Origin of the sequence: Methanosarcina sp. 1.H.T.1A.1 (assembly GCF_000979295.1) — an archaeon.
In the GTDB taxonomy this organism is placed as follows: Archaea; Halobacteriota; Methanosarcinia; order Methanosarcinales; family Methanosarcinaceae; genus Methanosarcina.
The window spans coordinates 18,432-38,857 of the sequence record NZ_JJQY01000067.1; the positions used below are offsets into that span (position 1 = coordinate 18,432).

Below are 20,426 nucleotides of genomic sequence, written 5' to 3' on the forward strand. Positions count from 1 at the left end.
TATGCAATCTAACTTTTCGAAAATTCAGTTATGATGCAACATCTTAAAAAGCAGTTACATCCCCCTATGTTTCACACTATAATAAGTATTTACTTACAGTGGGTTAATATTATAGTTAAATAACAGTTGAATACATCAGGTTTTTGACCTGTTCTCATAATATTGGAACTTCCAAAATTATGATTGATGTGTTCTCTTTTCCTCTTTCCTTTTTCTTTTCCTCTTTCCTTTTCCTCTTTCCTTTTCCTCTTTCCTTTTCCTCTTTCCTTTTCCTCTTTCCTTTTCCTCTTTCCTTTTCCCTATCTTCTTTCCCTTTTCATTTGTTTCTCATGTTTTCGTTTTTGCGAAGTTTTTTCTATTCTGCCATGATTCTGTAAAGGGAAAGTTGCATTATAGGAAATTTACATAAGATAAAACATGTCTATAAATATAAAGAAAATGATATAGTATATCCTGTACTTATAGAATTTCTCAAGCAACCTGGGTTCTGTGGTGATTTCCAATTTTGTTTGAAGAGGTGTTCTTATGAACAGCAACACAGCAGTTAGAAATCTTGGCATAGGACTGACAGTCACAGGCTTAATCTTGCTGGTGGGATATGCCCTTTATGATATTTTTACCACAGAGTCCAGCCTCATACTTAAAATATCTATCACGGCAATTGTAGCAGGTATAGGGCTGGTTTTATTGATCCTGATAAAGGAAAAAATGAGTGTCAAGGATAAGGAGATTGAAAGGAGATACTAGGTGAGAACATGATAATCGCAACTACGGATACAATAGCAGAAAAGGAGATCACACGTACTCTTGGAATGGCCCGTGGCAGTACCATTCAGGCCAAGCATATTGGCAAGGATATTATGTCAGGTCTGCGCAGCGTCGTAGGGGGCGAACTGACAGAATACTCCGAGATGCTTGAAGAGGCAAGGGAGAAGGCGATCAACCGCATGGTTGAGGATGCCGAAAAGATGGGAGCCGATGCCGTGGTAAATGTCAGGTTCATGACCTCCATGGTAATGGCAGGAGCAGCCGAGATGCTTGCATACGGAACGGCTGTAAAGATAAGGGATAAGGAATAATCAAAGGAATAATCAAGGAATAATCAAGGAATAATCAAGGAATAATCAAAGGAATAATCATTGTTCCTCAGGGAATAAGTCTTCACTGCGCAGTTAACAAACAACCGGAGAAGGCTATTCCTGTTAATCAGGCTTTAGTTTATGAATATTTTCAATTCGGTGGCTGCTTTCCTTTTTTAGTAAACTATTCAATTAGATCTTTTTAATCCTGTGAGGTATATATAGTACCTTCAGGGCACCGAAAAAGTTACAAAAGGAGGAAAATCGTTTTTTACAGGGACTCTGCCCCACAGGAGCAGAGCCTCTGCTCTTTTTTCCGGCAGGAAAAAAGAAAAAAGAAAAAAAGATTTGTTTTTAAATCATTACAGTCGACATCAAGCGACGTGGATGTAAGTGTCCACAAGTCTCTTGATTTCTTCTGTCTTACCGTAGAGTTTCTCGCTCAGCTGGTAGTCATTGAAGGCTTCAAGGCCACCAATGATTCCATCGAGCATGCCCTCGGTAAAGACATCGTACTGCATGAAGATATCCTTCTGTTTCTTCAGGGCCTGGGCGGACTCGTAGCAGGAAGCAGGGAGGTGCTCAAGTTCGGCAAGCCTGTCCTTGTGCTCGTCCTTGAAGATGTTTACACTGATGTACAGCTTCTTGGAAAGTTCAAGGGCATTGTCCATCTGGAGACCGTGACGGGTACCGACACAGAGCCCTGCGAGGAGGAGATAGACGTCAGCAGAACCGTCAGCTGCACGGAACTCGTAGGTCTGCTTGCTGGAGTGGTCCTTGAGTTCTTCGCTGTAGTTCGGGTTTGCGATGGTGATCATCTTGCTTGCTTCCCCGGACCAGCCGAGAGGCACACGGATAAGGGCAGAGCGGTTCCTGTCTCCCCAGCAGATATTGGTTGGAGCTTCCTGGTGAGGTACAAGACGCAGGTAGGATGTCGGGATCCTGTTTCCGAAAGCAGTGATTGATCCGGCAATATCCAGGCAGCCAACGATTGCTTTCTTTGCGGCATCGGTGAGCTGTCCTCCGTTCTCGACGGTTGCAGTCTTGCCATCTTTCATGAGCTTCATGTGGATGTGTAGTCCACTGCCTGCCTTTCCGACGGTGATCTTCGGGGCATAGCTGACTGAAACACCATACTGGGCTGCAAGCATCCTGAGCACCCATTTTCCGATGATCAGGCGGTCAGCAGCATCCTCGAGGCTTGTGGTCTCGAACTCGATTTCGTTCTGCTCGTAGTAGTACTTTTCATCGGTAAAGTTTCCGACTTCAGAGTGTCCGTATTTGATTGATCCGCCAGCTTCGGCGATTGCGAGCATGGCATCTTTCCTGAGCTGGTCGAACTTAGTGAAGGGGCCTGCTTCGTGGTAGCCTCTCTGGTCAACAGCCGGGAAGTCAGTATCAATCTGTTCTTTGTCGCTGATGATGTAATACTCGAGTTCAGCCATTGCATTTAACTCGTACCCGGTTTCATCCTTCAGAACAGCATGAGCCTTCTTCATGATGTTTTCAGCAGAGCTTGCAAGGGGATTTCCATCCTTGTCGAAGTAAGAACAGAGTAAATCAAGAGTCGGGATTTCCTCAAACGGGTTTACAAAAGCAGTTCGGTATTTCGGGACGACGTAAAGGTCGCTTGAATCGGCTTCTATGTATTTGAAAAGACTGGATCCATCCACTCTTTCTCCGGTAGAAAGCACGGCGTCAAGGTGTTCTTCATTTCTGATAACGAAGCTGAGGGCTTTGAGCCTGCCGTCTCCACCAACATAGCGGAAGGTCAGCATCTTAATGCCGTTTTCTTTGATGAACTTTATGATGTCGTCTTTGGTGAATTCGTTTGCTGGCTTCTTAAGGTACTGTACCAGGCTGTTCGGATTCAGTTCTACAGATGATGTTTTCATTGTTATCCCTTCTTATTGATTGAAATATGTTTGATTGGAATATTCGAGTATTCAAAGCCTCATTTCAATAACAATATTGTTCAGGCTTAATGATTGCCGTATTAATCGTAATTTAGTAAATTTCTGCCTGACTAGGAAAGAGATAACTTACTGCGGTCTATATAAAGTTTTCTATTTTTTATTTTTTAGAGGAAATATAAACAGCGGATGATCATCCTGGGCTTGTTCTGCATAATTCTGTTTTTCGGACCGACGGACAGGAGAAAATAGGGTTTTTGCCCAATAAATATATTGGACGAATGTGATATAGATATTTAATAAATATAACTATAACAAATTATAAGATTGGTGGGGACAGCCAGAGATTTCAATATGTTTTCTATGGCAGATTTTCTATGGCAGGATTTTCTATGGCAGATTTTCTATGGCAGGATTTTCTATGGCAGATTTTTTTATGGCAGATTCTTGATTATTCCATAAGGGAGAATGGAGGAAAAGTATGGAAACTTATAATATTCCAGAGATTGCGAGGAATATTTTTGGGGTCGGGTCAAAAGACTGGAACCGCAGGATGTTCGATTCTTTAATCCCTCTGCCAGAGGGTACCAGCTACAATTCTTATCTCGTAAAAGGCGAGAAGAAAACAGCCCTCATAGATACCGTGAATCCGGGTTTTGAAGAGGAACTAGAGGTAAAAATCAATATGGTCTCGGACCTGGAAAAACTTGATTACCTGATAATGAACCATGCCGAACCGGATCATGCCAATGCAATTCGATTTATCCTTGAAAAAGCTCCTGATGCCCTATTTGTCACAACTGAGAAAGGAGTAAAGATGGCCAGGCTCTACCATGAGCTGCCTGAAGCCCGGATCAAAATCGTTGCTGAAGGAGATAGTCTTGATCTGGGAGGAAAGACCCTTCGTTTCATAGAAGCACCCTGGCTCCACTGGCCTGAAACAATGTTCACATACCTGCCTGAAGACAAAGTCCTTTTTCCATGCGATTTTTTCGGAGCCCATACAGCTCAGGGCATCTATGATGAAGATATCGAAGAGCTTATTCCTTTTGCAAAACGCTACTACGGAGAAATTATGATGCCTTTCGGGAAAATGGGGGCAAAGGCTCTTGAAAAGATAAAGGACCTGGATATCGAAATTATTGCCCCCAGCCACGGGCCTGTTTACAAAAACCCGAAGAGAATTATGGATCCATATGCGAAATGGACTGCAGGAAAAACCGAGAATAAAGCCCTTATTGTTTATGTGAGCATGTGGGGCTCAACTAGAGAGATGATCCGGACAATTGCAGAAACCTTGCTAAAAGAAGGAGTGGATGTCAGGATGTATGATCTTGCAGTCTCGGATATAGGAGATGTTGCAAGAGAACTGGTTGATTCCCGTGCTCTTATCCTTGGAGCGCCGACAGTTCTTGGAGGCATGCACCCGATTGCCCTTTACGGCACGTCTCTGGTAAAAGCTCTCAACCCACCGGCAAAGTATGGGGTTGTGCTCGGGTCCTTTGGCTGGGGTGGAGGGGCGCTGAAGCAGGCAGGAGAAATTCTGGCTCCTTTGAAAATGGAGATTGTAGGAACCCTTCAGGTGAAAGGCAAAGCTAGTGAAGAAGACTTAAAAAGAGTAGAGGAAATAGGCAGAGAACTGGCTCAAAAAATGAAAGCATGACTCCGTGAATTGCAGGAGGAAGAGTTCTGCCTGAAGAATCCTATCAGGAAGAACTCTAAGGCTCTTCCACGTCAACAAGATACGGTTAATCTGGCTAATTGGTTAATCTGGCTAATGGGTTAATCTGGCTAATTGGTTAATCTGGCTAATTGGTTAATCTGGCTGAGAGGTAAATATGGCTAATTGGTTAATCTGGCTGAGAGGTAAATATGGCTAATGGATTAATCTGGCTGAGAATCCTTATGTAATTTTTTTCAGTAGCATGTGCAAATATCCGTAAAGGGAAACGCCTAAAATTGCTCCCCATAAAGGCATGAGGCTTTCGGCTCCTGCCCATCCTCTTAGAGCTGTCAACAAACCTGCACTCAGCAGAGCTGTCAGCTGAGCTGCCTGCATCCGAAGAGGATCTAAAGGAATTCCTGTCATGTCCCCTCCGGATTTTATTTTTCTGGAGCTAAGGACAAGGGGAATAAAAAGGAGAGAAACTGTTAGCATGAATAAGCCTGATTGAATAGCCGGAAAAGTGCTTTCTATATTCAGAGAAGTGTTTTCTTGTCCTGCAGCCTTTAAGAAAGCAAGTACTGAAACTATAAAGGCCGCTCCTCCAAAGATTCGGTTGTGACGATTGGGTGCAGGAAGGAAAGAGTCCAGTAAAAATGCAAGTGAAGTAAATAAACCAAAAATCCAGTTTCCTTGCAGCGAAATCCAGCCTGAAAGCAGAAGTACCGCAAGAGAATCGGAAGTTTTTGAAGGCATCCCGGTACTCCTGTTAACTATACGAATAAGCAGGAGTTCCAGGAAGAGACCAAGCAAAAAAGGAGACGGGAAAAATAGAAAGCCTGTGCAGCCCAAAAAAGCTGCAAAAAACGCAGAGAGTTCGTTGTCCGGGTCCAGTTCCCTTCCAAATGCCCAGGCAAGAAATACCGCTGCTCCTGCCCTTAAGCCTGAGTACAAAGCTGCAGAAATATTTCTTCCCAGGAAAAGTTGAAAGCCTGAGATTCCAAAGAGGAAAAGCAGGGTAATTACCACAATTGCCCTGTTTGTGGGATAATCAAGGTCTATTGAGCGAGTAAGTGAACTTAGCCTTTCAACCTTCATTCTTACCTCTGCGAGCTGAACATGTTTAACTTTTGTGAAAATGTTTAACTTTTGTGTTTATTATCCGGAATTCATAAATAGAATTTCATCTGTGATATAATTATTGAAGTTAACATAATTAAGGAAATTATGATTTATGGAAAATAAGGCTTTATATCAAAAATAATTTTCGAGAACATAGCGCATAGAACATAGTGCATAATAGATCTGTTTAGTAGGTCTGGTTATAGGCTTTTCCGGACCTGGTCTTTTCAGCAGGCCCGAGGTTCAATTTTCAAGATTACCTTCAGGTCCTGATTTCAAGTTTCAGATAAGGAGTTTTCTTACGAAAAAGGGGTTTTCTTATGGAAAGGGAATCTGAACTAAAAAGGGACCTGAGTTTACCGGAAATTACTCTGGTAGGAATTGGCAATATTCTTGGAGCCGGGATCTATGTGCTGATGGGAAAAGCTGCAGGACTTGCAGGCAATATGGTCTGGTTTTCCTTTCTGTTTGCAGGATTTACTGCTGCACTTTCCGCCCTTAGTTATATGGAGCTTTCTTCAATGTATCCCCGAGCAGGGGCGGAGTATGAGTTTGCAAAAAGAGCTTTTGGAGAACGTACGGGTCTATTTGTAGGGCTGCTAGTTATCTATTATGTAGCAATTACCGGCTCTGCGGTTGCTCTCGGCTTCGGAAGGTACTTCAGTAACCTTTTCGGGGGTGGAATTATAATAGCGGCAGTAAGCCTGTTTATTGTCCTCAGCTTTATCATGGTTTACGGCATCAAGGAGTCCGCACGGCTGGCTATTCTCATGACTTTTATAGAACTTTCGGGACTTCTGATTATTATTTACGTGGGAATTCCTTATCTTGGTACGGTAAATTATTTTGAGACTCCGAACCTCTCAGGAGTCTTTGAGGCTTCTGCCCTGATTATTTTTGCATTTCTGGGTTTTGAGGATATTGTGAGATTATCCCAGGAAACAATAGATGCAGAGAAAACAACTCCCAAAGCTTTGCTTATTGCCATCTTCGTCACTGTTTTCCTCTATATTTGTGTGGCAGTAGCTACTGTAAGTGTGCTTGATTTTCGGGTTCTCGGAATTTCAGATATTCCGCTTGCTGATGTTGCGGCGGTCTCTCTTGGGAATAAGGCTTTTATCCTTCTTTCCTGGATCGCGCTTTTTTCCACAACGAACACCGTACTTGTGGTTATGCTTGGAGGGTCAAGGATTGTCTACGGCATGGCAGACGCAGGTTCGCTTCCGAAAATCTTCGCACGTGTACACCACTTCTTCAAGACTCCCTGGACTGCAATTTTCGGAATTACATGCTTTTCGAGTCTGTTCATCCTCCTCGGAGACATAACAACGGTAGCAAATATTGCGAATTTCATGATTTTTATTGTCTTTTTTATAGTCAATATTTCCCTTATAAAGCTCCGATACACCGACCCGGGAAGAAAACGCCCTTTTAGAGTGCCGTTCAGCATCGGCCGTTTGCCCCTGTTTCCGGCTCTTGGTGCTCTATCTGCTGTTTTTCTTTTTTCCCAGATCAGTAAAGAAGTCATGGTTTACGGGTTTTTCCTTGCAGGGATAAGCGTACTTATAGTGCTGCTTAAAACCAGAAAAGAGTCGGCTGAGATTCCGGCTGGCTGATTTTCTTTAATTCTAGTTATCTTATAGTAAATTTCACACAGACATAAATATTATTTATACAGTTGAGTCAAACAAAGGCATTTGAGCTAATTATAAAAAACCAAATTAGAAGATATTTATATAATTAATGGCTTAAAAAAGCTTTAATATTTATTTAGTCACTCAAAAAGTGTTTTTTTTCTTTTTTATAGGATTAAATTACTTCTTCAGGTTTAAAAGGCGCCTGTATATTTCCGGAACATACAGGTGTTTCTGGAATGTTCAATAATTAGAAATGGGCTTTTAATGCTTTTAATAGGCAAAAAAAGCATATATATAGATTTAATTGCTTAAAAAAGATTAATTTGGCTTTTTTCCAAGATCTGACGATTTATAATGAATATTTTTCGATTTTAGTTAGTATTGGGTCTTGATATTCAACAAGAATTAGTTTTATATACATAAAATCCAATTTGATTCGTTTTATTTCAGGGATTATCTATATTATAAATTATAAATTTCAAAACTGAAATAAATCCGGAGTATACTAAAAATTTATAAACAGAACTGCCTAAATAGAACTAAATAGTTTTTAAACGGATTTGTCACTCAGACCATAATAAAGTTTCAGTTCTGCTTACAAATAATTTCAGGTTAAAAAAGGGAGTAGATATGAGAAAAGAGCCTTATGAGTTCCCGCTGGAGGATTTCATTCCAAGAGAAGACTTTAACAAAATTAAAAAGTTCTCCCGGGATAAAGAAACACCATTTCTGATCATTGATCTTCAGAGAATAGAGCGAAGTTATGACGATCTTGTAGAGCACATGCCTTTTGCAAAAATTCACTATGCTGTAAAGGCCAATCCTATGGATAAGGTAGTGCTCGCTCTGAAGAACAAAGGTTCCAACTTTGATGTTGCAACTGTTTACGAACTTGATCAGTTGCTAAGGCTCGGGGTAGAGCCCGAGAGGATAAGTTATGGAAACACGATCAAAAAAGAAAAGGACATAGGTTATGCCTATGAGAAAGGAGTAAGGCTCTTTGTTACTGATTCAGAAAGTGATTTGAAAAAGTTAGCCCGAAAAGCTCCCGGCTCAAGGGTTTTTTTCAGGATCCTTACAGAAAGTGATGGTGCAGACTGGCCACTTTCTAGAAAATTCGGCTCCCATCCGGACCTGATATACAAACTGATTCTGAAAGCCGAAAAGCTCGGGCTTGAACCTTATGGGCTTTCTTTCCATGTTGGTTCCCAGCAAAGGGATATCGGGCAGTGGGACAATGCAATCTCCAAGTGCAAATACCTTTTTGAAGCAGTGGCCGAAAAAGGAATTCAGCTGAAAATGATTAACCTCGGTGGAGGCTTCCCCGCAAAATATCAGGCTCAGGCCCACGACCTTGAGACTTATGCCAGTGAAATCCGCCGCTTTTTGCATGACGACTTCGGAGAAGAGCTTCCCGAAATCATTATCGAGCCAGGGCGTTCTCTGGTTGCCGATGCTGGCATAATCGTAAGTGAAGTCGTTATGATCTCCCTGAAAGCCAGGTTCAACCAGTACAAGTGGGTTTATCTTGATATCGGAAAGTTCGGCGGCCTTATTGAGACCCTTGACGAATGCATCAAATACCCCATTTTCTGTGATAAAAAAGGATGTGCAGAAGAGGTCATCCTTGCAGGCCCCACCTGCGACAGCATGGACATCCTCTATGAGCACCATAAGTATTCATTCCCTCATACTATGAGAGAAGGTAACCGTGTATATATCTTCACTACCGGAGCTTACACCCAGAGTTACTGTTCCGTGAATTTTAACGGCTTTCCACCTCTCAAAGCCTACATTATTTAAAGGGCAGATGCCCTTACTATTTTTTGTTTTTCGACTGACCGCCAGATAAGTTAGCGGAGGCGCTTATATTTACCTGTGGGTTAAGATGTGGTTCAGGAGTCAAAAAATAGGTACTCAGGCCACCTGGGGACGTTTCCGGCATTAAGTTTCTTTTAATAGCATAAAGGAAGTGGGAAACTGATATTATGTGGAATAACAGATTGCTGGATTGATGTTTTATCAAACAAACTACAATCTGGTAATCAGATGACGTAAGTGCTGTAAATGATATTTATAAAAATACTTTTTTATTATATTTAGGCTAAAATATTCAACGCCGTTGAAAGTTTAATCGCAAAGAAAATATATGGCCAATTTGAAAATTTGAATCAAAAAAGGTTTTTCGGGTCGGTGATGATATATATTACCGCATCGTTATAAAAGATAGTAGATTGAGAGTAATAGGGTTTCCTCTCAATCTAGGGTTGGATCGCAGGTAGGGATCTCGAGAATAGGGACTCGAACCCTACCATCTACTTCTAAACAAATAATTAATTTTAAACAAAATTCTCAAAAGACCTTTACTTCCGAATTAATTTTCAGTAAGACTTGCTCTTTTTTATAATGTATTTATTTTAAATAAACCTTATGACCGTTCCTAAATGTCTAAATGTCTAAATTTATTATATATTGTGCTCATCAGGTATGCGCGATAACACATATGCGTGGTCTTTTGCCAGGTTTTAAAATTGCCTTTTCTTGTTGAAACAATAAGTCCAGAACTCTTGCGAGAAAAAGACCGCAAAATAGTGAGTTTGCCCGAAAGCAGGAAAAGGCAGGTAGTTCCGGGCAAAGAAAATAAAGATTCGGTAAAGGTTTTTTTAGTTAAAAGACCATTGAATTTTTTGAAATTTTATCTCCTGCATATTTCCTTTTCCATATGCTCTGTTTATTATTCTACTTTAACGGCTTCTACTTTAACAGTAGTGTTGTTATGCGTTGTATCCCTCAGCCAGGTTGACATTTACATATACTACGGCTTCATTAGTGTGCCTGTAGGCATAGTCATCCGTAATTTCGGGCAGCCGGTCTGCTTCAGCCTGAGAGGTTACTACAGTACCTGCAGAGATGTATCTGCCGTCAGGGATAGTTACACCAATTGCTGCTGATGTCGGTTCAAGCACACAGTTGTTTCCTACCTTAGCCTTGAAAACGAAGGCCTGCATGCCAATGAATGTGTCGTTTCCAACATAGGCAGGGCCGTGGATCTGGGACTGGTGGGCAAGAGAAACCCTTTTTCCAACGTAAACTGCGTATTTTTTACCGTCAACCTCAACTAGATTATTTTCCACAGGCTCGCCTTCCTCATCAATCGTCTCAAGGGCATGGAGCACAACTCCGTCCTGGATATTGGTCTCGTCTCCAACAAAAATCGGCATGCCTTCGTCGCTCCGGACTGAAGCCATCGGGGAAACCATTACACTGGCGCCTATTGTTACATCACCTATTACTGCTGCCTGGGGGTGGATGTAGGCAGTTGGGTCAATAATCGGTTCGGTTGGTTCGGGATTCCAGGGAGTCACAGGATTTGCCTGGATGTTCGAAACCTCGCTCTCAACCTCTGCTTCCACACTTTCGCCTTCTTCTATTTCTCCGCCCTGCGAGACACACCCGCTTACAGCGAGGGTGAGTGCCAGGGATAGAAGAAGAGCCATAAAGATCCTGTTAAGTTTCATAGAAGTCCTCCAATAACAGCGTGAAGAGTATAAATTATTTAGACATTTCTATTTTTATTTAAAAATAGATAAAAAAATAAATGTAGAAATATTTTGATCTGGAAACTGGACGTGCAAACATTTTCAATATAACTTATCAGTAAGCTCAATTTATCTGGGTCTTTATCAAATCCAAAAAGCCTTATATTTAAAAGATATAGAGGATGTTATGGAGGCTGTGCTTCAAGTTCCCTGGAAATTAATAGTTTCCGACCTGCCTGTATTTTCGGTGCTCGCAGTCTGGAATTTGTTTGTTCTCCTTGTTCTCTCAAAAAAAGTGTACGAATCTTCTCTGAAAAAGGGAAGGTCAATCAATTCTTCAATATACTTCTCCAGAAAAGCAATCCATTTTTTAGCAGGCGGGTTGACGGCAATGCTGCTCCCCTTTGTTGCTCACGAACCTATCCTGCCGGCAGTGATGGCTTTAGGGCTTGCTCTTGCGACATATGTGCCACATAAACTTAACAGGCGGATGTACTGGTTCCAGGACCCGGAAAACATTTATGATGTGGATTTCACATTGAGCTGGGGATTGATAGTGTTTTTTACCTGGTATATTGACAGGACTTTCTGGCTTGGAGTGATTCCGGTGCTTTTCATGGCATACGGAGACGGGATTACTGGAATAATAAGGAACCTGAAATATAATAAAAGAACAAAAGCCTGGGAAGGGACTGCAGGTATGCTCGTGCTGTGCATAATTATCGGCGCAAAAATGGGGGCGGCAGGAGTTCTTGCAGGAATAGTATGCTCATTCGTGGAAAGAATAGAAAATATGGACGACAATATCACAGTACCTGCAGTTAGCTTATTTATTCTACTCGGAGCTTACTATTATTTTCCTTCATTCACCATTTCTCTCTATTGATGTTTTCAGTATCCTTTACTGAAAGAATCTCCCAAAGAATTGTTCCTTATTATCTTTCAATATTATCTTTCAATATTATCTTTCAATATTATCTTTCAATATTATCTTTCAATATTATCTTTCAATATTATCTTTCCTTTCTTGAAAGCCTGACTTGAAAGCCTTTATGTTTTTAAATTATTCAGAATCAACAATCTAAAAGTTCTTATATCTTTGAGTGTAATATATTAAAAAATAGACTGTGTTAGGGGATAAGCTATATAAAATATTAATAGGGGAATTTACAGATTTTCATGCTCTAAATTAAATGTTCACATAATAGAACTTCAACTTACTGAAGCACTAACTTTCTAATAATAACATTGTACAAATAATTATTTTTTAAAGGCTTACAATATATATTAAAAATAGCCTGAAATTTTTCAAGATTTATAGATGGGTCTTTACATTTATTGGGGATGGAAAGAAATGAATGAGAATACAAAGAGTTTGAAAAAGAAGGTAGAACGCTCTGTTTTCGCGGGGAACAGGGCAGCTGCTGCAAAAGATCTGGGGGAAACCGGAGACCCTGATGCGGTTCCCATTCTACTTAAAGCACTTGAAGACTCCAGCCCGAAGGTAAAAACTGCTGCTGCAGAAGCTCTGGGAACAATTAATGACCCTGAAGCGGTACCGGAGCTGACAAAAATGCTTGCCGATCCTGAAAGTTCTGTAAAAAAGACTGCAATAATTGCTCTCGGAAAAATAGGCACTCCAGAGGCAGTTTCCGGAATTGTTAAAGGGTTCAGTGATTCGGATAAGTTCGTACAGAAAGAATCGGTAAAAGCTCTGATGAGAATTGGGTCTCCAGAAGCTGTTTCAGGGCTTACGAAAACTTTTGGTTGTTCAGATAGCCCCCTGAAAAAAATCTCAATAATGGCCCTTGGGAAAATAAATACTTATGAAGCAGCCTGCGGGCTTATAAAAGCGCTTGAAGACCCGGATAACAGGGTAAGGCAGCAAGCTGTAGAAACCCTTGGAAAAAGAGGCAATCCGGATGTCCTTACAAATCTAATGGAAACACTGAAGGATTCAAGACAACCAGTACAGGAGGCGGCATCAGAAGCCCTCCGCAAAATAATAGGTGCATCAGAATCAGTACCCGTTCTTGTAAAGGCACTGGATTCTTCTGACAGAAACGTAAGAAAGGCTTCAATAGAAGCTCTCTGGAAAGTAGGCACACCTGAAGCCGTTTCCGCCCTTTTGAGGGAGATTGATGATTCAGATTGGTATCTGAGAAGCCGGGCTGCGGATGCCCTTGTGGATATCGCTTCCCCTGAAGCTGCTCTGGGCCTTGTAAAAGCCCTTGATATCTACGATGGTCCTGTAAGGAAAATAATAGTAAGTGCCCTTGGGAAAATCGGGACGATTGAAACCGTTAAAGGTCTGGTTAAGGCCCTTGATGACACTGACAATTCGGTCCGGGAGGCTGCAGCTCTGGGACTTGGAAAGACAGGAAAAACAGAAGCTATTCCAGGGCTTTTGAAAGCTCTCCATGATACAAAAAGTACTGTGCAGGAGGCGGCGGCAGCATCACTTGGAGACCTGAAGGCAAAAGAAGCTGTTCCTGAACTGATAAAAATCCTTGAAGACCCTGAGGCTTTGATACATAAAGCGGTAATCTCTGCACTCGAAAAAATAGGCACGCCTGAAGCAATTTCAGGTCTTGCAAGAGCACTTGAGAATCCTGACACTGCCGTAAGAAAAGCTGCATCAAAGGCTCTCGAAAATGTTGAGAAATCCGGCATTGCACTGGAAAAGGTAAAAAGCATCGGAAATTCAAGCTTCGAGGTTTCGGAATAAGGCACCTGAAAAGGTTACAATATGGAAATATTTTTCAGGTTAAAGATTTTAATCAAATCAAAAAGCTTCATGCATATGACTTCCAATCAATCTAACCTCTAATCAATCTAACCTCTAATCAATCTAACCTCTAATCAATCTTGAACTCGGATCATACTTTGGAATCTGTAATCGGAAAAAACTAATCCCAAAACTCATCCAGGTATCCTGAAGGTAAACGATACCAGAAAAAGAAAGGAAGAGGAGTATGATACTCTATCTCTCTATCCATTCCCTTTATATTGGTTTCTGTATCATATCTGGTGTAGTTTTGAGGGGCTTCCTTCAGAAGCCTTTTCGATTTTTTCTGGACTGATATGCTCCTTGCATGGATTTTAGTGGACTGATCTCCTAACATAGATTTTCAGTTTGGGTTTCTTACACTGGATCTTCAAAGGAGGGATTTTAATTGATTATCTCAGAGGCTCAGACCTCAGCACTGTAATTCTGCATTAAGCCTCTGCATTCTGTCAGAGCACCCTGGTATTTTTCCGCGACCGCCTTGCTGCATCAGACCTTTTCCAGTTTCAGAGGATATTATTTCTCTGAGTTCATCAAGGGATTCAGCACCTTTGACATCTGCAATCAGGGCAGTGAGTTCTGTAATCCTGTCCTCAAGCTGTTCATCGTTTGTGTTTCCATCCTCTGCAATCCTGGCGTTAAGGAACTCAATTTTCTTTTCAAGGGAATCAACTGCCTGTGTCTGCAGGTGAGCAAATATAATTTCATTCAGTTCTGCAGCCGTTGAAGCTTCCCTCACTTCAGTAGATAAGTTTTGAAGCTCAGCGATTTTCTCACCGAGCTCTTCAGCCCTGTCGTCTTCACCTGCTTCTGTGAGCCGGGTCTGTATATCTTCGAGCTGTTCCGTCATATTTTGAAGGGAATCAAGCATTTCAGTCTGTACATCAGTAAAGTTTTCCTCGGTTATGTTTCCGATTTCAAAGAGACACAGTCCACACATTTCACCGGGGAATCCATTCTTTTCTCCAGGACCCGCCCTTTCAGCATTTGCCTGCCTTTCTGCGAGCAAAACCGCCTGTAACTCCTCTGCAGTTGAAGCCTCGCTTACGTTGCTATACATGCTTTGAAGTTCAGCAATCTTTTCAGTAATTGAATTAAGCATTTCAGCCTGAATATCGGTGAAATTTTCTTCGGTTATATTTTCAGCAGGACAAAAACCCATGCCAAGCATTCCATTCAGCCCTGCACCCCCATGCCTCATACCTCCTGGCATCATCTTTCCAAATTCTTTTTCATTTGTTGCACTTGTTTGATCTGTACTTGTCCCATTTTCAAAAGCAAAAGCGCCATAAGGAATGATGCTTAAGACCATCAGTACCACCGCAAAAATGGCAACTGATTTTATTGCTTGTTTTTTCATAGTATACCTCCGTCAATTACTCATTTAATTCACTTTGTTTCACTTTGTTTTGTTTAATTCAAGCCAGGCGGCTTTTCGCCGGTTGACATTCCTGAAATGAGCTGGCTTAAATATAAGCTTACTTTCTGAATTAGAGGAAAATTAAGAATTAAATTTAGAAAAGAAGCTTTTATTAGACTTTATTTAAGAAATTAAACTTAAATACATAGTATGATACTTATTAAAGTTCTAAATGGCCATTGATTATAACTGGAGAAATGTATGTTGGAGAAATGTATGTTGGAGAAATGTATGTTGGAGAAATGTATGTAATAGATTAGCCACCTGAACAGTTAGGGATACCCTATCGATTAGGATATAGTGATTTTAGGGTGCAGCAGTACAGGCGATCTGCCCATCAAGTCAGGTATGAAAACCTACCCCAGAGTACTGAAATGCAGAACTTCACCAGCTAGCTCGCTTCTTTTCCCATAGATTCCACTTCTTTTTCCATAGATTCCACCTATTTTTCCATAGATCTTCACCTGCCTTAGATTAGTGTAATGAAAAATGAGCCGAAAAAAAGGCACATGTTAATGATACTCAGGTTCATTTGCCATGTAAAGAAATTAAGAGATAATATAAAAAGACAGAAAACCCAGGGGAAGAAATTAGGAGAAATAATGAATTTTGGTCGTGGGGGTGAGTTATTGAAAACCGTGAACATGAGAATCTCTTTTCATTTTCCTCCAACATGGGGGGTGCACTCGTTTTTTCAGAATTGATCAACAACTCACGGACACGGCCTGAATTTTTAAGCGGCAAAAAGGCAAAGCCAGCAGATTAGCAAGGCCAGATATAGATTTTTGTTCTTTACCTGTTTACAACATATGGTTTCTATGAAGTTATTTTGAGGGATTCGTTTTATATGAACCAGGAATCAGGATGTGCTTCCCAAATGTGAAGGCGGCTTATAAATAAAGTATAAGATTGCTCAAGAGTTTTCCGGAAATCAGGACTCTTAAAACGCGATATTTAAGGATTATAAAGCATTAAATGTAAAAATAAGCCCTCTTAAAGGATAATTATTAAACCCAATAATTTAATAGAACTGGAAAAGTAAGTATGCTTTTATCTTTAAATCCAGATACAACATCTGCAGTCAGGAATATACCGAATGATACACCATCCAACCCACTGCAATCCTCACTCAATAAACCCTCAAATACACTTTCACACCGTGCCATTTCTGAATGTACAATTATGAAAGGTTCGGCTGAAGCAAATAATCGAGACCATATGTTTTACCATATGTTGTACCATATGTTGTACCATATATTGTATTAGACCTGCAAAATATACCTGTAAAATAACGGCTTCGGGTATTCCTGACAGTTCTCATAAGCGCTTTAAAGAAGCTATTAGAGAAGTTACTATAAATTATCATATAATTCAGAAACAATTATCATATTATTCAGAGAACGTACCGGAGACAAAAAATGCCTGAAAACCGGGGAGGAAAAATTGTTGATCCTGCAGCTTTCCGAAGATTCCAGGAAAATTGCCCGGCTTCTCTCTAATGAGACTTCGGTCAGGATCCTCAAGCTGCTTGACAGGAGATCGATGTCTGCGGTTGATATTGCAGATGAACTTGAAATGCGCCTGAATACTCTCAAATACAACCTGGATTCTCTTCTCGAAGCCGGGTTGATCAGAGTAAGGCAGGTAAAGTGGAGCAGGAAAGGAAGAGAAATAAAGGTGTATGAGGCAGTCGAGAAAATAATCATCCTTCTGCCAGGAAAAAAAATTCCGGATATGTCCCTCATTTTAACGATGCTCCGGCAGCTCAGTCTGAAAAGTCCGGAAGGATCGGATGTTTCGGGGTTTTCGGGGATTGAGTTTTCGGGGATTTGTTGTGAGCCCGGAATATGAAATTGCCGCAGGCATGCTTTCGAGAAAAATTTTCGGAGCTAAAGCAAATATTAAAATATAAAACCATATATAAAAATATGGAGTCCAGTGATATTTACCAGAAGGCGTAGACCAGCATGAAAATCAAACTCTTGTCCTTGATTCTTATACTTATGGGAGTTATTGTAATTTCGGGTTGTGTTGATTCACAGGCACAGCCTTCTACTTATAAAGCTCCAGGAGACCTTTACAGGAGTATTTTTGATCCCTACGCCGGATTCCTGAATAAAGGAGATTATGAGATACCCGCCATGCATATAGGTCCTCATGGTCCGCCTCCGGGTATGCTTTATGAGGGTAAGGGGTCAGCCCATTCCCTGCGAAATTCAACACTTCTGCTCGATGAGAACATCAAAAAGGCAGAAGCTATATCTGCAAAGCTTGAGCCAGGGGTTCAGTACCTTAAAGAGCAGGGAAAAGACGTGGACAGGCTTGAATCCCTGCTTGAAGAATTCAACGGCCTTGTAGAAGAGGCAAAGCATTACCGGGCCCTTGCAGCATCTTCCTCAGGCGGAGAAGACAGCAGCCCTGGAATGAATGAAGAGTCAGAAGACGGACTACCAGTCGAAAGCTCAGAAAAGGAGTATCTGATCCAGTCACAGAAGAGCATGATTCGAGCCAACCTGGTCCTTAAAGACATATTTGAAGAATTTAAGCGCCTTATGCCCGGAAATGAAGAATTGAACGAAACGGACCGGCTCAGTGCAAAAGGAGAAGGGAGAGTTGTCCTGATGGGCAGTTTTGATCTCAATCTTCACCTGCAAGAAGGTGAAATGGTAGTAATGGATCTTTCTCCTGATTCTGTAATCAATATCGAAGGGAATTACACACTTGATGTTAAAGAAGGGGGAAAGGAAAATGTGCTCATCTACCGCATGCAGTCTGAGGATGTCAAGATTTCCGGCTTCCACAACAAAATCGAAGGGAATTACACACATAGTATTAAAGATGGGCGACCGGGAAATGTGCTCATCTACCATATACAGTCTGCGGATGTGGAGATTTCCGGTTCCCGAAAAATACTATTGCTTAGTGGCGAAAATATCACTGTTGAGGCAGATGGAGAAGGATACGCGGCTTTATTTGGAAACGGGACATACAGCACTGAAGATGCCGATGGAATAAAGACAGCAGAAAAATGGGCTGTAAACTCATTTTTGGAAGAAAAATGGGCCCAGAAAAACCAGGACGAATGGAGAATAAAATTGCTGCGGTAGGCATACATGGTTCGGAAACCGGGATAAAAGTAACTTTATTGAAGAGAATCAGCTTTATTAAAGAGAATCTGTAAAGTTATGTAAAATATATATGAAGAAAGTTCGAAAAGATAAGAGAATCAAGTTCGAAAAGATAAGAGAATCAAGTTCGAAAAGATGAGAGAATCAAGTTCGAAAAGATAAGAGAATCCAAACCGTAGCCCGGGTTTCCTGATAAAAATGAATCTGAATGTTTACATAATCTGCGTTGCTGCCGCAGTGCTTTTTGCGGGACCTGCCTCGGCAGACAGCACAGCCACAATTCACGGAGAGGTGTACGGCTGGGATACCTTCGAACCTCTGGAAAATGCTGTGGTTGAAGTAAACTCCACCCCCGCCCAGTCCATGGTAGCTAAATACGGCCTGTACTCTTTTGAACTGGAGCCCGGAGATTACCTTATTGAAGCCAGTTATTATCAAAACAGTACTCTTATCTATTCAACCGAAGAGACGGTCAAAATTAAAGGAGAAGGAAGCTATGTGCTTGATCTCCTCCTCCTCCCTGTCTATTCCGAAGAACTGATGGACAATTCTGAAGTAAGAGAGATTTCCGAAAAGCCGGAAGATACGGAAAATAGCACTATTATACGAACGGTCAATGCAGTCAATAGTAATTCAGATGCTTTTAACAACTCAGATGCCGACAACTCAAGCGCTGGTAATGTGAGTATCACTGAAACCAGCGAAATAAACGGATCTACCTCTTCAACCGGATATTATCTGCTTACAGCCCTTGTGATGTATCTCCTTTTAGCTGGCGGCTACAAGTTCCGGAAACATAGAAGTATAGAAGAAAATAAGCTGGAGAAAAATAAGCCAGAAAACGATAAACTGGAAACAAATAAACTGGAAACAAATAAACTGGAAGCAAATAAACAGGAAACAAATAAACTGGAAACAAATAAACTGGAAGCAAATAAACTGGAAGCAAATAAACAGGAAACAAATAAACAGGAAAAGCTTCCGGTAAAGTCCGTAGAAACCCAGCTTTCAAGAGAATCAGGCCTTGAAGTAAGGGAAAATGAAAAACAGGCCGAAAGCAAAGAAGGGCATCCCATACCTGAAATAGAACCTGCAGACCTTGAACAGGAAGCAGAAGAAGACAAAGAAACATCTCCTGAAGAACCAGTACTGGTGCCTGAGCCCACTAAGATTCCCGAACCAGAAGCCCCTGTTATCAAAAAGAACTTCCCTCTTCCGGCGGATCTCCAGGAAATCATGGATATAATCCGGGGCCAGGGAGGCCGGATTACCCAGAAAGATCTCCGCAGCAAGCTGAAATATTCCGAAGGAAAAGTCAGCCTCATGCTTGCAGACCTGGAAAGAAGAGAGCTGATAGAGAAGTTCAAGCGGGGACGCGGGAATGTTGTGATCCTGCGGGATGAGGGAAGATAAAGTTCCCGGTGCTTTCCCTCGATCTCACATCCTCGATGGTTTTTTCATATCTGCATACCGTGATAACACACGCAAACTTTGCAAATTCTAGCAACTTATTCGTATATCCGGATGACTTATTTATATATCCGGATGACTTATTTGTATATCCGGATGACTTATTTGTATATCCGGATAACCTGTATGTATATTTGAATAACTTATTTGTATATCCAAATGACTGGAATTTTCCAAATGACTGGAATTTTCCAAATAACTGGAATTTTTCCCCGCTTTTCTTGAACCTTAATCAACAGAAATATAGTTCACCTCAATAATTACACAGGCTTTCATTTCCATTTCTCTTCTGAAAAAGTTCTTTGTGGTGCACACTAGCTATCTCCAGCGGAGAACAATGTGGGCAATAAAGAAGACCAGCATCAGAATACCAAGCTACTCATGGATTAACTTCCAGGAACGACATGATACGACGAATGACGTTGCAAAGGTCAATATTCAGGCTCCGGGATTTCGAGCTGCCCATGTCTCATTTTTACTCATAAACATCAACCATGAAAAATGGAGACAAACGGAATGGTGGAACTAATACAATATCCGAATCCCGAAATTTATTCCAATGAAAACAGCTTTCAGGGAAAGCCTGCATGCCCTTTTGAATAATCCTTACAGATAATAATACTTTATAGAGATTCTGATTATTGATTAGAGGCTGGTTAAAGAATAA

At 41.2% G+C, this 20,426-nt stretch carries 16 protein-coding genes; 11 read left to right on the plus strand and 5 right to left on the minus strand.

Annotated elements, in window-relative coordinates:
- Positions 1–525: 525 nt before the first annotated feature.
- The gene (locus tag EO95_RS06775; RefSeq protein WP_048133461.1) at positions 526–747 is read left to right on the plus strand and encodes a hypothetical protein; all 222 of its coding nucleotides are present in this window, start codon (positions 526–528) and stop codon (positions 745–747) included.
- An 8-nt stretch (positions 748–755) separates the two neighbouring features.
- Positions 756–1,079, plus strand: coding sequence for a YbjQ family protein (locus EO95_RS06780; RefSeq protein ID WP_048133462.1), 324 nt, complete (start codon positions 756–758; stop codon positions 1,077–1,079).
- A gap of 374 nt (positions 1,080–1,453) precedes the next feature.
- Here the strand turns inward: EO95_RS06780 and EO95_RS06785 are convergent, their stop codons facing one another.
- Positions 1,454–2,974: a glutamine synthetase family protein gene (locus EO95_RS06785; protein WP_048133463.1), complete on the minus strand. Its 1,521-nt coding sequence runs from the start codon at positions 2,972–2,974 to the stop codon at positions 1,454–1,456.
- A 499-nt stretch (positions 2,975–3,473) separates the two neighbouring features.
- Here EO95_RS06785 and EO95_RS06790 point away from each other — a divergent pair, with 499 nt between their 5' ends.
- Positions 3,474–4,655, plus strand: a complete 1,182-nt coding sequence (locus EO95_RS06790; RefSeq protein ID WP_048133464.1) for an FprA family A-type flavoprotein — start codon at positions 3,474–3,476, stop codon at positions 4,653–4,655.
- Between the two features lie 240 nt (positions 4,656–4,895).
- Here the strand turns inward: EO95_RS06790 and EO95_RS06795 are convergent, their stop codons facing one another.
- A complete protein-coding gene (locus EO95_RS06795; RefSeq protein WP_048133465.1) occupies positions 4,896–5,753 on the minus strand; it encodes a hypothetical protein in 858 nt (285 codons plus the stop codon).
- Between the two features lie 344 nt (positions 5,754–6,097).
- Here EO95_RS06795 and EO95_RS06800 point away from each other — a divergent pair, with 344 nt between their 5' ends.
- Both EO95_RS06800 and EO95_RS06805 read left to right on the plus strand, forming a co-directional pair.
- Positions 6,098–7,393, plus strand: coding sequence for an APC family permease (locus EO95_RS06800; protein ID WP_048133466.1), 1,296 nt, complete (start codon positions 6,098–6,100; stop codon positions 7,391–7,393).
- A gap of 651 nt (positions 7,394–8,044) precedes the next feature.
- A complete protein-coding gene (locus EO95_RS06805) occupies positions 8,045–9,217 on the plus strand; it encodes a type III PLP-dependent enzyme (RefSeq protein WP_048133467.1) in 1,173 nt (390 codons plus the stop codon).
- Positions 9,218–10,188: 971 nt separating this feature from the next.
- Here the strand turns inward: EO95_RS06805 and EO95_RS06810 are convergent.
- Complete coding sequence (locus tag EO95_RS06810; RefSeq protein WP_048133468.1) at positions 10,189–10,932, minus strand: carbonic anhydrase; 744 nt, start codon at positions 10,930–10,932, stop codon at positions 10,189–10,191.
- 208 nt (positions 10,933–11,140) lie between these two features.
- Here EO95_RS06810 and EO95_RS06815 point away from each other — a divergent pair, with 208 nt between their 5' ends.
- Together EO95_RS06815 and EO95_RS06820 are read left to right on the plus strand one after the other, a co-directional pair.
- Positions 11,141–11,839: a hypothetical protein gene (locus tag EO95_RS06815; RefSeq protein ID WP_048133469.1), complete on the plus strand. Its 699-nt coding sequence runs from the start codon at positions 11,141–11,143 to the stop codon at positions 11,837–11,839.
- A 468-nt stretch (positions 11,840–12,307) separates the two neighbouring features.
- Positions 12,308–13,681, plus strand: a complete 1,374-nt coding sequence (locus tag EO95_RS06820; RefSeq protein WP_048133470.1) for a HEAT repeat domain-containing protein — start codon at positions 12,308–12,310, stop codon at positions 13,679–13,681.
- 181 nt (positions 13,682–13,862) lie between these two features.
- Here EO95_RS06820 and EO95_RS18200 read toward each other — a convergent pair whose 3' ends face one another.
- Entirely contained in the window at positions 13,863–14,078 is a 216-nt protein-coding gene (locus EO95_RS18200; RefSeq protein WP_048133471.1) for a hypothetical protein, read from the minus strand.
- A 75-nt stretch (positions 14,079–14,153) separates the two neighbouring features.
- On the minus strand, positions 14,154–15,101 hold the full coding sequence (locus EO95_RS06830; protein WP_048133472.1) for a hypothetical protein: 948 nt from the start codon (positions 15,099–15,101) through the stop codon (positions 14,154–14,156).
- 1,506 nt (positions 15,102–16,607) lie between these two features.
- On the opposite strand from EO95_RS06830, the gene EO95_RS06840 reads away from it, so the two are divergent.
- From EO95_RS06840 to EO95_RS06855, 4 genes are all read left to right on the plus strand, one after another.
- The gene (locus EO95_RS06840) at positions 16,608–17,012 is read left to right on the plus strand and encodes a transcriptional regulator (RefSeq protein WP_235282897.1); all 405 of its coding nucleotides are present in this window, start codon (positions 16,608–16,610) and stop codon (positions 17,010–17,012) included.
- A 116-nt stretch (positions 17,013–17,128) separates the two neighbouring features.
- Positions 17,129–18,268, plus strand: coding sequence for a hypothetical protein (locus EO95_RS06845; protein WP_200895014.1), 1,140 nt, complete (start codon positions 17,129–17,131; stop codon positions 18,266–18,268).
- 219 nt (positions 18,269–18,487) lie between these two features.
- Positions 18,488–19,702 carry a hypothetical protein gene (locus tag EO95_RS06850; RefSeq protein ID WP_048133475.1) on the plus strand — a complete coding sequence of 405 codons (1,215 nt, stop codon included), beginning with the start codon at positions 18,488–18,490 and terminating at the stop codon, positions 19,700–19,702.
- A 394-nt stretch (positions 19,703–20,096) separates the two neighbouring features.
- Positions 20,097–20,288: a hypothetical protein gene (locus EO95_RS06855; protein ID WP_048133476.1), complete on the plus strand. Its 192-nt coding sequence runs from the start codon at positions 20,097–20,099 to the stop codon at positions 20,286–20,288.
- The last annotated feature ends 138 nt before the right edge of the window (positions 20,289–20,426 follow it).

Excerpts from the sequence above, each read along its gene's own strand:
- EO95_RS06775 (WP_048133461.1), top strand. The coding sequence starts at position 526 with ATGAACAGCAACACAGCAGTTAGAAATCTTGGCATAGGACTGACAGTC.
- EO95_RS06780 (WP_048133462.1), top strand. The coding sequence starts at position 756 with ATGATAATCGCAACTACGGATACAATAGCAGAAAAGGAGATCACACGT.
- EO95_RS06785 (WP_048133463.1), bottom strand. The coding sequence starts at position 2,974 with ATGAAAACATCATCTGTAGAACTGAATCCGAACAGCCTGGTACAGTAC.
- EO95_RS06790 (WP_048133464.1), top strand. The coding sequence starts at position 3,474 with ATGGAAACTTATAATATTCCAGAGATTGCGAGGAATATTTTTGGGGTC.
- EO95_RS06795 (WP_048133465.1), bottom strand. The coding sequence starts at position 5,753 with ATGAAGGTTGAAAGGCTAAGTTCACTTACTCGCTCAATAGACCTTGAT.
- EO95_RS06800 (WP_048133466.1), top strand. The coding sequence starts at position 6,098 with ATGGAAAGGGAATCTGAACTAAAAAGGGACCTGAGTTTACCGGAAATT.
- EO95_RS06805 (WP_048133467.1), top strand. The coding sequence starts at position 8,045 with ATGAGAAAAGAGCCTTATGAGTTCCCGCTGGAGGATTTCATTCCAAGA.
- EO95_RS06810 (WP_048133468.1), bottom strand. The coding sequence starts at position 10,932 with ATGAAACTTAACAGGATCTTTATGGCTCTTCTTCTATCCCTGGCACTC.
- EO95_RS06815 (WP_048133469.1), top strand. The coding sequence starts at position 11,141 with ATGGAGGCTGTGCTTCAAGTTCCCTGGAAATTAATAGTTTCCGACCTG.
- EO95_RS06820 (WP_048133470.1), top strand. The coding sequence starts at position 12,308 with ATGAATGAGAATACAAAGAGTTTGAAAAAGAAGGTAGAACGCTCTGTT.
- EO95_RS18200 (WP_048133471.1), bottom strand. The coding sequence starts at position 14,078 with ATGTTAGGAGATCAGTCCACTAAAATCCATGCAAGGAGCATATCAGTC.
- EO95_RS06830 (WP_048133472.1), bottom strand. The coding sequence starts at position 15,101 with ATGAAAAAACAAGCAATAAAATCAGTTGCCATTTTTGCGGTGGTACTG.
- EO95_RS06845 (WP_200895014.1), top strand. The coding sequence starts at position 17,129 with ATGAAAATCAAACTCTTGTCCTTGATTCTTATACTTATGGGAGTTATT.
- EO95_RS06850 (WP_048133475.1), top strand. The coding sequence starts at position 18,488 with ATGAATCTGAATGTTTACATAATCTGCGTTGCTGCCGCAGTGCTTTTT.
- EO95_RS06855 (WP_048133476.1), top strand. The coding sequence starts at position 20,097 with ATGTGGGCAATAAAGAAGACCAGCATCAGAATACCAAGCTACTCATGG.